The following is a 13,278-nucleotide window of genomic DNA, read 5'->3' as shown; positions in this document are numbered from 1 at the left end:
AGCCCGGAAAGCAGGGACACACGCCTGAGTGGCAGTCTTCGGCTCAACCGGGCGTGGACCGGACATTCCCCTGTGAGGGGAAGTCGATTGCGCGCCTCCGGAAGGCATGCGCATGTTTTCGATGGTTATTGGTGCTTAGGAAAAACAGAAATGAACATCTTGAAACTGGCGAGTGCGGCGGCGGCTGCGGCGACGCTCACCCTCGCAGCGACCCCGACCTTCGCCGCTACGGTCTATGACGCGGTCAAGGACTTCTCAGATACGACTTCGACAAACGTCAATGGCGTCTGGAGCTATGGCTATTTCAACGGGTCAACCTTCGTTCCGTACAACGTCGTTGCGATGGTTGGTGCTGGCGGCTACGGCTGGACGGACAGCGGCTGGGCCCCGCACGGGGTTCCCGCCGTGGTCGGGAACGAAACCGAGGGCCCGATCGTCTATGCGACGGTGAAGCAGGGTAACGATGTCCTGAATGTCCATCCGGGGGGCAGCCTGACATCTGGCACGGGCGGGACTGACTATGACAGTATCGTCCGGTTTACGGCGCCGGCCACCAGCCTCTATAGCTACTCTGGTTTTTTCCGCGTCCTGGATCAAGCTGCGCCGAACGGGGTCAAGGTTTCGGTCGGCGGCGTCACTACGCTCCTGACGGGAACCTTTGGCAGCCAGTCCAATTTCTCGGGTCTGGTCCCCCTTTCGATTGGCGACACGTTTGACTTTCGCGTGAACCGCCACGGCAACTATTACTATGACTCAACGGGTCTTTCGGCCTCGATCACCGCGGTCCCCGAGCCCGCGACCTGGGCGATGATGATCATCGGCTTCGGCGCTGCCGGTTCGATGATCCGCCGCCGCAGGGCCGTGGTCGCCTAGACCTCCACGTCTGACAGACACGCGCCGCCGGTCGCAGGATCGGCGGCGTTTCTGTGTGCGGATTTGTGCAGGGCGCGACGTACGCGATCCCCCTGAGCGGCCCTCTCGCTTGGCCGGTTTCGGGAAGAACGCCCATTCCCCTGTCTCAACCGGGGCTTAGCGGCACGCCGTCCCGCCTATCCGGTGAAGCGCGCCATCAGGCCCACGGCCCAGCCGGCCCCGACCACGAAGCCGATCCCGACCACCAGCAGGGCGGTCACCCAGCCCGTCGCCACCGCCGCCCCGGCGGCCACGAACAGGCCGTCGCGCTGGATCAGACCGACCGACATGAGCGCCAGCGCCACGGACGGGACCGTATTGGTCATGGGCAGGACGATTGTCAGGGTGGCCAGGATCATGAAGGCGGCGGCCGCCCTTTCGGCGAGGCCCTGGGCGAACAGTGTCAGCCGGGGCCGAGACAGCCGTTCGAACCAGCCCATACGCTTGACGGCGAAGTCGGCCATCCGGTCCAGCATGGCCCTGGACACCCGGCGCTTCAGCACCGCCTCCGGCAACCAGGGCTCCTCGCGGCCCAGCAGCATCTGGCCAGCCAGCAGCAGGATGGGGATCCCCACGATCTGCGGCACGCCATAGAGGGCCGGCACCAGGCAGGGGATGGCCAGGATCAGGATCATCAGGCCGAACGCCCGCTCATCCAGCCGGTCACGGATCTCGCGCAGGGTCAGACCCTCCGGTCCGGACGCCTTGGCCAGTCCGACGACCAGTCCGATGAAGCCCTGGCGCGGATCGTCGGTGTAGTGATTGGTGGTGTCGATCATGATCCAGCCCCTGGAGCGCGACAGCTTGAAGTTGATGCCGGTTCAAGCGCCCATCGCGCTCTAAATATATGAGAACGAGCCTGTTTATCCGTTTCAAATGATTTCATCTGAAGCGTACAGGCTCTAGCCAAATCCGCTGGCGGAGGCGAGCGCCCGGTTCACGCCTGCGCGATCCACTCGCTCTGACTTTGTATCCTCAGGCCTGGATGGGCCTACCTCAATTACGCGATGTCCCTCCGCTCGCGACAGCCTGTCCTTGGTTCGATCTGCGGGCCGCGCATCAGACGGCCGCGGGCGGCCACCGGGCCCTTTGACGTTCAAGCCGCTCTGAACATTTGAGGGCGATCACGTTTTTCGAGATTGGATTGATTCAATCCAATCTCGACGTGATCCACGGTCGTCTCGCCAGTTCTGCGACCAGCCGTTCGGGGTGTGTGTAGGAGATGAACCGCCCCGCATCGGCGATCTTCACCAGACGCGCGTCTGGCAGGACCTCTTTCCAGTAGGTCAGGTTCTCATCGGCATCATGCATGAAGTCGGTCTGACCTACGATCAGGGTGATCCCCGACGTTCCCGGGATCGGAGCCGGTTTTCCCATGGTCGCCTGCAACACCTGCTCGCGAACAAAGCCGTCGATCTTGCCCTTTCGAAAGGGAACGAGCTTGCGATAAAAATCCATCATCAGGGCGGGATCGCCCATCGCTGCACGATCAGAGGGGCTCGTCGCGGTCCAGTCGCGCATGAGAGACGAGACCCGCTCGTAGCTGGCGAGCGCGCTCAGGATACTGACGACGGAGGCGACCGCCCATGGTCGCCTGGCGAACTGACGCTTCAATTCGCTTATCATGCCGACCGTCGCGGCGCCGTAGGCCGAATCCGGCTCCGGTGCGTCTATGACGACCCGGTCGAGCAGATCAGGCCTGGCGCGGTAGAGGGCCAGCGCGACGTGGACGGGCCCATGGGCGATGACCGAAATGCGGCCCCAGCGCAGTTCCTGGCAGATCAGGGCGATGTCCCTCACGCAGATATCAAGATAGGCCTGCCCATGGCTGTGCTGGGGTGGCGGATCGGTTTCTCCGTATCCCGGGCGATCATTGGAGACGGGACGGTAGCCGCTGGCTTGCAGGGCGCGGACCAGAGATCGGTCGACGCCACGGCAGTTCATCGTGTTGTGAAGAACCAGGACAGGCTTGCCGCCCCGGGGACCGTAGTCGCTGACAGCGATGCTGCGCCCGTCACTGTCGGTCAAGACCAGATTCCGGCTCGGCGGCGGCGGATAGGGTTCCGGCGGCCCGCTGTGGGAGCGGGTGACGATCGCCAACCCCCGCAGTTCGGCAAAAATCCGGGCAAGCCCTGTGGCGTTGGTTACGCCGGTCGCCGCATAGACCGCCGCCAGCTCCTTCTTGGCGACGGCTTCCGATATTCCAAGGCTCCGGGCCGCCTCGGCGCGGCTCAAACCATCGGCAATCAACCCCGCGAGCTGACGCTGGCGCTCGGACAACGAAAACAGGTCAGCGACGGGATGATCGCTTTCGCCGCTGGCATCCGCGGCGAACGACCCCACGCCCGCCCAGGTGATCAGTCGCGGCAGATTGGGCGCCCAGACCGTGGCGCGCGCCTCGTTCAGATATCCCCGCGCCGTGTTGAAACTGACGCCCGCGGCGGCGGCGGCATCCCTGACATCGCAGTATTCATAGAGCGCGACCAGAACGCGCATGATCGCCGGCGACAGACCGAAGGCCTCGCCGAAGGCCTGCAGCCGTCGCTGCACGCCCGTGGGCGAGAGGCGGCAGACGGCAATGGCGCTCTTCGAACCGGCGACCGACGCAGCCAGGCCCCGCACCTGCCAGGCCCGGGCCTGCTCAAGTGACGTTACGGCGACCACGACAGCCGCGCCGCCGCGACAGTCCACAACCTCGTAGGATGTGACGCCCGGGCTTGTGCGCGCCAACTCGACAAGGTTTACGCGATCCAGAGGGCTGATCGCCGCCAGGAAACCGTCCTCGTCATCGAGGATCGAACCGTCCGGGCGCAAAAGGCTGATCTGGGTGAGCGCGTGCGCGATCGTGTTCACGTCCGCCATCGCGTGTTCGCACATACGGGGTGGCACCGTCGCGCCTGGCCGTACCTGAAACGCAAGGCTTTGACCCCCTGGAAGGCGCTCATCTGATCCAACTCAAACTGACCAGGGTTTTCAGCCCGACCCCTTTTTCCAGCGCGCGGACCGTCTGGGCTACAGCCGCGCACTTACGCTGCGATCGCGAGGCCGCCGCCCCTTCAAATGGGGACCGCAGTCCGGCGCGACGCCGCTAGGCTGACGGCCGAAGTAACAACCTACAGTTAAATTGGAAGCAACAGATGAAGATCACTCAGCTTATTTGCGTCATTTCCGGCGCCACGATACTGGCTGGTGTCGCTGTATCAGCATCAGCCCAGTCGATCGGCATTGGCCATAGGAACGGCGTGAACCCTACGGGTATTGGCGGTGACAAGAATAACCGGCCGATCACGCTCACCGACACCGCAATCAGCGCTGAAGGCAGTCGGTCAACTTCGGTGTCGACAGTCGATTTCGGGGTCGTGAAAGTCGCCAGCAGCGTTATCGGCGGCGGCGGCGCCGAAGCTGCGGGCAGCTGGCAGGATTTTCTCACCCTCACTACGCCCGACGGCGCCAGTGGCTTTTTGAATGTGAATCTACAATTTGACGCCACCATCACTCAGCCGACCAACGGTATAAGCACCATCAACTATCTTCAGCGTTTTTCTGCGACTGCCAGCAATGGCCTCATTGGGGGCCTCATCACCTATTTCTATGACTACACAACCCAGAACATGTTTGGCGAGGTGCGCGGCAATGGTGTCTGGGAGAATAATGGAAACGTTTCCACAATTACCGATTTTGCCTTCCAACCCACCATCGGCAAAACGGCAAATCTGCGCATTCCCTTTGTCAGCGGTCAGACCTTCCGGATTGACAGCAGCACCACCTGCAGAGTGAGCTCCATTGGCGGCACGCTAGGCTGCGATGCCGGTAACTCCAGCTATTGGGGCGGTGTCACATCGGTCACCAATGCCAGCGGCGGGGCGCTTTCGGGCTGGACGTTGACCAGCCTCTCCGGCGTTGATTACAGCGCCTCGATGGCCCCTGGCGTGGCTGGCGTGCCTGAACCGACGACCTGGGCCATGATGATCATCGGCTTCGGCTCTGCCGGCTCAATTGTCCGCCGTCGCAGGGCGCTCGAGGTTTAACCCCGGGCGTTTCCCACATGCGCCGCCGGTCGCAGGACCGGCGGCGTTTCTGTGTGTGCACGCAGGCGGTGGCCGCCGGGCGGACGCGCTGCGAGTGGGGGCGTCGGGTGGATTGTGCAGACGGCAATGAGGGCGCGATGGATTTTGTTCACGTTTTGTCTTGACATCGCCGCGCAATTTCGGTAGGATTTTGTCAGCGTCGAGAGTTGCGCCACCAAGGCGGGCCTGATGGCTCTCCCCTTCGCCTGATGGCGAGGCGCTTGAGGTATCGAGTTCGGCGGTAGCCCGGTGTGACCGGTCCTGTGGACAAGGCGTATTCGATCAGGTTTCTCTGGCGGTTCGCGGGCGGGGCTCGCGGCTGAGGGAAGGATTGCGCCGGGCATGACCGACGTTGCTGCGGGCCGTTACCGTATTCTGGGCGGGCCGGGATCGCCCTATTCGCTGAAGCTGCGGGCGGCGCTGCGCTATCGGCGGATCGCGCACAACTGGATCGTGCCGCCCGGCTATCTGGGCGAGGGCGGTGAGCTGAAGGCCGCTGACAAGGGCATGATCCCGGTAATGCAGTTGCCGGACGGGCGGTACTGGGCGGACTCCACGCCGATGATCCTTGAGCTGGAGACGATGCATCCGGGGGATCGCAGCCTGTTGCCGGACGATCCGGGCGACCGGTTTCTGGCGCTGCTGATCGAGGATTTTGCGGACGAGTGGCTGGTGCAGCCGATGTTCGACTTTCGCTGGGACGGGGAGGTCGATCAGGCCTTCTGTGCGCAGCGCCAGATGGCCGGGTGGCTGGGGGCGATGCCGAAGGCGCAGTTTGACGGGATCATTGAACGGTTCCGCACGCGCCAGACCAGCGTGCTGGCGCGGCTGGGCGACCGTGAGGTGAACCGGCCGCTGCTGCGCGCGACCTATGGCGAGGTGCTGGCCGCTGTGGAGGCGCAGCTGGAGGTGAGCCGGTTCCTGTTTGGCGGGCGGCCCTCGATCGGCGACATCGGCCTGTTCGGGCAGCTGTCGCAGTGCGCCATCGACCCCAGCGCCTCGGCGATCATGCGGCGCGATGCGGTGCGCACGTTCCAGTGGGTGCAGGATCTGGATGATGCGTCCGGGATCGAGGGTGACTGGCGTGATCCGGCCGGGCCTGACGGGCCGGGCGTGACGCGGCTGCTGGATCTGATCGGCGAGGTGTTCCTGCCATATATGGTCGCCAACGCTGCGGCGGTGTTGGACGGGACGCCACAGGTGTCGATGACGCTGCGCGGGGCGCCCTATGTGGCGCGTACGGCGCCCTACCGGGCGAACTGCCTGGGATGGCTGAAGCTGGCGCTGGCGCAGGCGCTGGCGGCGGGCGCGGGCGGGCTGGAGGCGAAGCTGCGGCGGCACGGATGCTGGGATGCGCTGCAAATGGCGCCAGGCGAGCGGGAGAGGATTCCGCCGCTGTCGCCGGAGTCGACCGGCCGGCGGTCGGGTCTCTTCTGATTGGAACAAGAGGGCGCACGGCGCCACGGGGTGTTGAAATGACGGATGATCGCCTGAAGGCCCTGACCCGTGCGGCCCATGCCGCCTGGACGTTCGCGCTGCCGCTGATCGAGATCTCCTCGCCGCAGACCCGCAGGTTCTCGGGCGGCGCGCCGGTGAACACCTTCGCCCACGGCCGTGACCTTGTGGACCATACGGCGCGCGACATCACGACGCCCAACAACGACACGCTCTATTCGTCGGCGCACATCGACCTGTCGCAGGGGCCGGTGACGCTGAGCCTCCCGGCGGCCGGCGAGCGGTATCTGTCGCTGGCGCTGATGGACGCCTACACGAACAACTTCGCCATTCTGGGAACCCGCACCACCGGCGGCGACGGCGGGACCTGGACGCTGATCGGCCCGACGGACGCGGCGCAGGGGGCAAACTGCATCCGTTCGCCTACCCGCAATGTCTGGGCCCTGGCGCGGATTCTGGTGGAAGGACCGCACGACCTCGAGGCGGCCAGGGCGGTGCAGCAGGGCGTGTCGATGCAGGGGCCGGGAATGGCGGCGCCAGAGCCCGTCGCCGAACGCAATGCGCCCTGGGCCGACTATCTGGCCAGCGCCGCGCAGCTGATGGCCGACAATCCGCCGCCGGCGACGGATGGCGCGATCCTGAAGGTGATGGCGCCGCTGGGGCTGGATGATTTTGATCCCGGGCGCTTCTCGCCCGCCGAGGTCGCGGCGATCGAGGCCGGGGTCGTGCAGGCCCGGGCCGACGCCCAGCGCAGCGGGCTGCGCGGTCCGGGATTCATCAACGGCTGGACCTATCCCTATGCGCGCCTTGGCGTCTTCGCGCAGGAGTACGGCTATCGGGCGTCGGTAGCAATCGGCGGCCTGGCGGCCCTGCCGCCGGAAGAGGCCATGTACATGCGCGCCAAGGGTGACCTGCCGCGCGCGCTGTTCGATGGGCGCGCCGCCTGGCGGCTGCATTTCCCGGCCGACCACCTGCTGCCGGTGAATTCGTTCTGGTCGCTGTGCCTTTATGAAGCGACGCAGGACGGCCAGTTCTTCTTCGCCGACAACCCTGTCGGTCGCTACGCCATCGGCGACCGTTCACCGGGACTGAGGACCAACGCTGACGGCTCGCTCGACATCTGGATCGGCCACGAGGCGCCGGGCGCGGACCGGGAGGCCAACTGGCTGCCGGCGCCCGCGACGCCGTTTGCGCTGTTCCTGCGGGCCTATCTGCCCAAGCCCGATCTGCTGCATGGCAGGTATAGATTGCCCGAGATTGAGCGGCTGGATCCGGCATAGGTCCGGCCAACCCGTTTTCGGCGCGAGACCACGGGTTCGCCGGCGACAGGCGGTGGTCGCGGTTGAGCCTCGCACACGGTCATCGAAACACGCGGCGGGGTGGAACCCGCCGGGCGGACAGGCGTTCACCCGGGAGGTCAAAGGAACCCTCCGCCATGAACATGAAACCGATTGCCCTCGCCGCCGCCGCGGCCATCGCCCTGGCCGGTTGCGCCACTGACGGGAGCTACGACGGCACGTCCCGAACCTGGCGTCAGTATGACTACAACCGCCCCGACCCGGCCTACGGCAGCTATGACGCCAGCCGCTATCATCGCCCGGGCAATGCGCAGCGCGAGCGGCAGCTGTCGGCGAACGAACGAATCTATCGCGGCCAGGACGGGCAGTACTATTGCCGACGTTCCGACGGCTCGACGGGCCTGATTGTCGGCGCGCTCGCCGGCGGGGTTCTGGGCAATGTGATTGCGCCGGGCGGCTCGGAGGTCTTCGGGACGATCCTGGGCGCAGGCGCCGGGGCGCTGGCGGGCCGCGCGATCGATCGCAAGAGCGCGCGCTGCAGATAGGCCGTTTCGGGCTGGCGCGGGTCCGCCACCCGCGCCTATCCTGATCTCAACAAGATCAGGGGACGAGAATGCTCAAATCGGTGCAGCTGGGGCGGAACAGCGGGTTGATGGTGTCCCGGCTGTGTCTGGGGACCATGAACTTCGGCGAGCCGGGCAGGGGTCACCAGGGCGACTGGACGCTGGGGATCGATGACGCCCGGCCGCTGTTCAAGGCGGCCATCGACAAGGGGCTCTACTACTTCGACTGCGCCGACATCTATGGGGTGGGGGCCAGCGAGATGGTGGTGGGGGCGCTGCTGCGCGAGCTGCTGCCGCGCGATCAGTATGTGCTGACCACCAAGATTTCCAATCCGATGGGGCGCAATCCCAACCAGGGCGGACTGTCGCGCAAGCATGTGATGGAGGGCGTCGACGCCAGCCTGAAGCGGCTGGGCGTGGACTATGTGGACCAGCTGATCATCCACCGGCATCCGCAGGGGATTGCGGGGCACGAGAGCTCGCCCATCGAGGAGACGATGGAGGCGCTCAACGACGTGGTGAAGGCGGGGAAGGTTCTGTACCTGGGCGCCTCGTCGATGTTCGCCTGGCAGTTCGCCGAGTTGCAGCTGACCGCGCAGATGAACGGCTGGGCGCGGTTTGTCTCGATGCAGAACCACTACAACCTCGTCTATCGCGAAGAAGAGCGCGAGATGAACCCCTATTGCGTGAAGAGCGGAGTCGCGATCACGCCCTGGTCGCCGCTAGCGCGGGGGATACTGGCGGGGGCCTATCAGGGCGGGTTCGGCGGCGGGGCCACGGCGCGCTCGCAAGGGCGGGACCGGATCCGAACGGAGAGCCTCTATCACGGCGACGCGGTGTTCGACATCGCCGCCCGTGTGATGGAAACGGCCGACAAGTACGGCAAGGCGCCGGCGCAGATCGCGCTGGCCTGGCTGCTGAGCAAGCCCGGGGTGACGGCGCCGGTGGTGGGGGTGTCGCGGGTGGAGCAACTGGAGCAGCTGGTGGCGGCCACCGACATCGAGTTGGCGGCCGAGGACATCGCCTATCTGGAAGAGCTGTACCAGCCGGTGCAGAACCTGTTGTCCATCGGCTCATCGTGAGGGATCTGGCATGACCTATGAGGTTCGGGTGGCGGAGGTGTCGGAGACCGACACCGTGATCAACACGTTGACGCTGGCATTCGCGACGGATCCGCCGGTGCGCTGGTTGTTGCCGACGCCGGGCGCGTTTCTGGCCGGGTTCCCGGGGTTTGCGCGGGCGATGGGCGGGCCGGGGATGGCGGTGGGCGGTGGATATTTGGCCGAAGGCGGGGCGGCGGCGGCGCTGTGGTTGCCGCCGGGCGTGAGTTCGGACAGCGAGGCGATGGCGGCGGCGATCGGGCCGCATCTGACGGAGGCCACAGGCGCGGTGGTGGGCGAGGTGAGCGCGGCGATGTCGGGCTATCATCCGCATGAGCCGCACTGGTACCTGGCTTTCGTCGGCGTGGATCCCGTGCGGCAGGGGCTGGGGCTGGGCTCGGCGCTGCTGAAGGCGGGGCTGAAGCGCTGTGATGAGGATGGCGTGATCGCCTATCTGGAGAGCTCGAGCCCCCGGAACATCCCGCTTTACGAGCGGTTCGGGTTTGAGGTGATCGGGGTGGTGCAGCCGGGGGACTTCCCGCCGGTGTACCCGATGCTGCGGGCCGCGCGGGGCTAAACGGCCCGGCCTGCCCGGTCCCCGGTTCGGCGTGGCTGAGGCCCGCTGACCGGGGCTGACTACATTTCATGGAAGGAGAAACGACATGGCGGAGACGCCTGAGCGGCGCGTGCGCGCGCCTGAAACCCGGAAACGCGCCGTGCGGCCGAGACGGACGTCGGTGAGATACTGCGAGGCGCTTGTGGACGAGATCTGCGCGCGGCTGGCGGTGGGGGAGACCTGGCTGGCCATCAGCCAGGACGCGCACATGCCGTCCTACACGGCGCTTTACCAGTGGCGGAAGACCAAGCCCGGGGTGGATCAGAAGGTCGAGACCGCCCGGCTTATGGGCGCCGACGCGCTGGCCGATGAGATGCTCGATACGGCGCGGGCGGTGACGCCGGCGACTGTCGGCCCCGCGAAGGTGCAGATCCAGACCCTGCAGTGGGCGGCGGGGCGGGCCTCGCCGGCGCGTTATGGGTCCAGGGTCGGAACGCCCGCGCCGCCCGGCAAGGTGGAACTGCACATCCGGGTGCGGCGGTACGAGAAGCTGTACGACGACGAGGGGCGGGCGTTCCTGCGGGAGATCCTGCTGGAGGGAGAGCAGTGACGGAGGTTCCGGAGCCTGAAATCGAGACCGAAACGACACCCCCCACACCGATGATGCGTGTGCCGGTGAAATGGGAGCCGCGTCCCTATCAGCACGAACTGTGGGAGGCGCTGTGCAAGGGGAAACTGCGGGCCGATGTGGCGGCGCACCGACGGTGGGGCAAGGATGAGGTGGCGCTGCACTGGGCGGCCTGGGCGGTGCAGGATCGGCCGGGCGGCTACTGGCACCTGCTGCCGCAGGCGGCGCAGGGACGCAAGGCCATCTGGGACGCGGTCAATCCGCACACCGGGCTACGGCGGATCGAGGAGGCGTTCGGCGAACACCTCAGCCCCACCTTCCACGACAGCGAGATGAAGGTGACCTTCGCCAATGGCTCGACCTGGCAGGTGCTGGGGTCGGACAACCACGACAGCCTGATGGGAGCCTCGGTGGTGGGCGTGGTGTTTTCGGAGTGGTCGCTGGCGCATCCGGAGTCCTGGGCCTACATCCGGCCAATTCTGTTGGAAAATCAGGGATGGGCGCTGTTTCTGTGGACGCCGCGCGGGCGAAACCACGCCACGCAGGCGTTCGAGAGCCGGCAAAACGACGAGGAGTGGTTCACCCTGCGCGCCTCCGCCGCAAACACCGAGGTGTTCACGCCGGAGCAACTGGAGCGGGAGCGGCGCGAACTGGTGGCGGAGCTGGGATCCGAGGCGGAGGGCCGCGCGAAGTTTGCGTCGGAGTATCTGGTGGATTTCGACGCCGCAGCGCCCGGCGCCTACTATGCCGAGGCGCTGAGCGAGGCGCGGGAGGCGGGGCGGGTGGCCAATGTGCCGGTGGACCCCGCGCTGACGGTGGACACCGCCTGGGACCTGGGCATCGATGACTATACGGCGATCTGGTACTTCCAGCAGACCGGGCGCGAGATCCGCGTGGTGGACTACTACGAGACCCACGGGGTGGGGCTGGACACGGTGGTGCGCGAGGCGATTGCGGCCAAGCCCTATCTGTGGGGCGTTCATCACCTGCCGCATGACGTGATGGTGCGGGAGTTCACCACCGGGCGCTCGCGCTATGACGCCCTGGGCGGGATGGGGCTGTCGCGGATCGTGGTGGGTAGCCGGGCCGACCCGGAGGAGCGCGTGAACGCCGCGCGCCTGATGATCCCCATGTGCTGGTTCGACAAGGGCCGTTGCGCCGCAGGACTGGAGCGGCTGAGCGCCTATCGCAAGCGCTGGAACCGGGCGACGCACAGCTATGCCGGCCCGCTGCATGACGGGGCCAGCCATGGCGCCGACGCCTTCGGCGAGTTTGCGCTGAACCGCCGCGGCGTGGTGGCGGCGCGGCCGGCCGCAGCAAGGCGAGGCGTTCGCCCGGAGACGCAGTCCTGGATGGGCTGAGGCTCGCGTTAATCGACCGGCTGAACCGGGCGTTAGGCGTGTTTTGGTAGAAGGCAGGTGGGGGACGCTGCGGGTGGAGGCCGCGCATGTCTGACCTGTTGAAGCAATGCATCGAGATCATGATGGACAGGCCGCTGGCCACGGTGGGGTGCGCCATCGCCGCGGTGCTTTATGTACAGCTGATGGCCGGACCGCGGGCGCGGTGAGACGGATGGTGGCGGAACTGGGCGCTGGGGCGGAAGACTGGCTGGCGCTGAAACAACAGATGTTCACGTTTTGTCGTGACATCGCCGCGCAGAAGGCGATCAAGCGGGCTGGCCTCACCGGGCCGGGCCGGGAGGTGCACCACACGATTCCGCTCAAGGGGCTTGGAAGGACCGTTCAGGATCCGCGCAACCACTTCGCCCTGCTGAAGGTGATGCCGAAGGAACAGCATCGCCGGCTGACCGGCAGCTGGGCGGGAAAGCCGAAATATGGGCCGCTCGGACAGGTCTGGTACGGTACGACCGACTGGATGAAGGCCGTTCCGACCGGCGTCGGCGGGTATCTGCTCGACACCGGGCAGAACGTCATCCAGCCCTCCCGTCCGGGGCCGCCGCCGCCGCGAAAATGATTTTGCGCTGTGGTTGAGTGCTTATTATCAATCTCTATAAGGTTGTGCAAAGGTAGGCCGTGCGGACGGGCGAGATCGAATGGAATTACCCTATCCTGGGGTTCACGCCGGATGGGGATATCTGGGGGTTTCCTGACCGTGAGGCGTTGACGGTCTGTGGGTCAAAGACGCTCAAGGACAATATGCAGGCCGATATGGAACTGGTGGACGCGACCGGGCAGAGCTGGCGCGTTCTGTCGGTGCGTCGGACCGGCGCTGCGGACACCTTGCTGAATCGCCTGATGTTTCTTGGCAAACGCCTCTGGCGGATTGAGCATGAGCTGGAGGCGCTGCCGGCCGTTGGATTGGCCGAGACTCTGGTGCGGGTTTGCAAGGGTATGGAGGCGAACCCGGGCTACTGGAGCGATGACGACGAGGTGAGCGACGAGCTGAGGGCGCTCCAGGCCGAGGTGCGTGCGATCAAGTCAATTGCGGGCATCCATGATGTGCTGGGGCTGGACTGGTTCGCGGACTATTGAGGCGGGCTGCAGAGGGTCTCCCTGCGCCGGGAGGTGGGTAAGGGCGCGACGGGCACATCCTTTCGGGCTTTTTGTTCACGTTTTGTCTTGACATCGCCGCGCAATTTCGATAGAAATTTGTCAGCGTCAGGGAGTGCGCCTTCGGAGGCTTCGCGGTTGCGGGGCTGAGGCCGGGGCGAGCGCCGACCTGCTTCCAGGCTTTCAGTT

At 66.0% G+C, this 13,278-nt stretch carries 13 protein-coding genes; 11 read left to right on the top strand and 2 right to left on the bottom strand.

Going from position 1 to position 13,278, the window contains the following annotated elements; all coding sequences use genetic code 11:
* Positions 1-150 precede the first annotated feature (150 nt).
* The gene (locus ACIQ42_RS01545) at positions 151-873 is read left to right on the top strand and encodes a PEPxxWA-CTERM sorting domain-containing protein (RefSeq protein WP_397420466.1); all 723 of its coding nucleotides are present in this window, start codon (positions 151-153) and stop codon (positions 871-873) included.
* A 176-nt stretch (positions 874-1,049) separates the two neighbouring features.
* Here ACIQ42_RS01545 and ACIQ42_RS01540 read toward each other — a convergent pair whose 3' ends face one another.
* Positions 1,050-1,691, bottom strand: a complete 642-nt coding sequence (locus ACIQ42_RS01540; RefSeq protein ID WP_397420465.1) for an exopolysaccharide biosynthesis protein — start codon at positions 1,689-1,691, stop codon at positions 1,050-1,052.
* A 370-nt stretch (positions 1,692-2,061) separates the two neighbouring features.
* Positions 2,062-3,774 (bottom strand): alpha/beta fold hydrolase, encoded by a 1,713-nt coding sequence (locus ACIQ42_RS01535; RefSeq protein ID WP_397420464.1) that lies wholly within the window; start codon positions 3,772-3,774, stop codon positions 2,062-2,064.
* A 275-nt stretch (positions 3,775-4,049) separates the two neighbouring features.
* On the opposite strand from ACIQ42_RS01535, the gene ACIQ42_RS01530 reads away from it, so the two are divergent.
* From ACIQ42_RS01530 to ACIQ42_RS01485, 10 genes are all read left to right on the top strand, one after another.
* Positions 4,050-4,940 carry a PEPxxWA-CTERM sorting domain-containing protein gene (locus ACIQ42_RS01530; RefSeq protein WP_397420463.1) on the top strand — a complete coding sequence of 297 codons (891 nt, stop codon included), beginning with the start codon at positions 4,050-4,052 and terminating at the stop codon, positions 4,938-4,940.
* 381 nt (positions 4,941-5,321) lie between these two features.
* Positions 5,322-6,416 (top strand): glutathione S-transferase family protein, encoded by a 1,095-nt coding sequence (locus tag ACIQ42_RS01525; protein WP_397420462.1) that lies wholly within the window; start codon positions 5,322-5,324, stop codon positions 6,414-6,416.
* 38 nt (positions 6,417-6,454) lie between these two features.
* The gene (locus ACIQ42_RS01520; RefSeq protein WP_397420461.1) at positions 6,455-7,714 is read left to right on the top strand and encodes a DUF1254 domain-containing protein; all 1,260 of its coding nucleotides are present in this window, start codon (positions 6,455-6,457) and stop codon (positions 7,712-7,714) included.
* A 155-nt stretch (positions 7,715-7,869) separates the two neighbouring features.
* On the top strand, positions 7,870-8,277 hold the full coding sequence (locus tag ACIQ42_RS01515; RefSeq protein ID WP_397420460.1) for a glycine zipper 2TM domain-containing protein: 408 nt from the start codon (positions 7,870-7,872) through the stop codon (positions 8,275-8,277).
* A gap of 68 nt (positions 8,278-8,345) precedes the next feature.
* Complete coding sequence (locus ACIQ42_RS01510; protein ID WP_397420459.1) at positions 8,346-9,377, top strand: aldo/keto reductase; 1,032 nt, start codon at positions 8,346-8,348, stop codon at positions 9,375-9,377.
* 10 nt (positions 9,378-9,387) lie between these two features.
* Entirely contained in the window at positions 9,388-9,972 is a 585-nt protein-coding gene (locus ACIQ42_RS01505) for a GNAT family N-acetyltransferase (protein ID WP_397420458.1), read from the top strand.
* A gap of 85 nt (positions 9,973-10,057) precedes the next feature.
* Positions 10,058-10,561, top strand: a complete 504-nt coding sequence (locus tag ACIQ42_RS01500; protein WP_397420457.1) for a hypothetical protein — start codon at positions 10,058-10,060, stop codon at positions 10,559-10,561.
* The gene (locus ACIQ42_RS01495) at positions 10,558-11,940 is read left to right on the top strand and encodes a hypothetical protein (RefSeq protein WP_397420456.1); all 1,383 of its coding nucleotides are present in this window, start codon (positions 10,558-10,560) and stop codon (positions 11,938-11,940) included. The genes ACIQ42_RS01500 and ACIQ42_RS01495 overlap by 4 nt, the downstream gene beginning before the upstream one ends.
* Before the next feature lie 211 nt (positions 11,941-12,151).
* Positions 12,152-12,553, top strand: a complete 402-nt coding sequence (locus tag ACIQ42_RS01490) for a hypothetical protein (protein ID WP_397420455.1) — start codon at positions 12,152-12,154, stop codon at positions 12,551-12,553.
* A gap of 59 nt (positions 12,554-12,612) precedes the next feature.
* A complete protein-coding gene (locus tag ACIQ42_RS01485) occupies positions 12,613-13,071 on the top strand; it encodes a hypothetical protein (protein ID WP_397420454.1) in 459 nt (152 codons plus the stop codon).
* Positions 13,072-13,278: the final 207 nt, after the last annotated feature.

It is taken from the genome of Phenylobacterium sp. (genome assembly GCF_044372605.1).
Taxonomy (GTDB): Bacteria; Pseudomonadota; Alphaproteobacteria; order Caulobacterales; family Caulobacteraceae; genus Phenylobacterium.
This window is presented reverse-complemented; position numbering and strand designations above follow the sequence as displayed.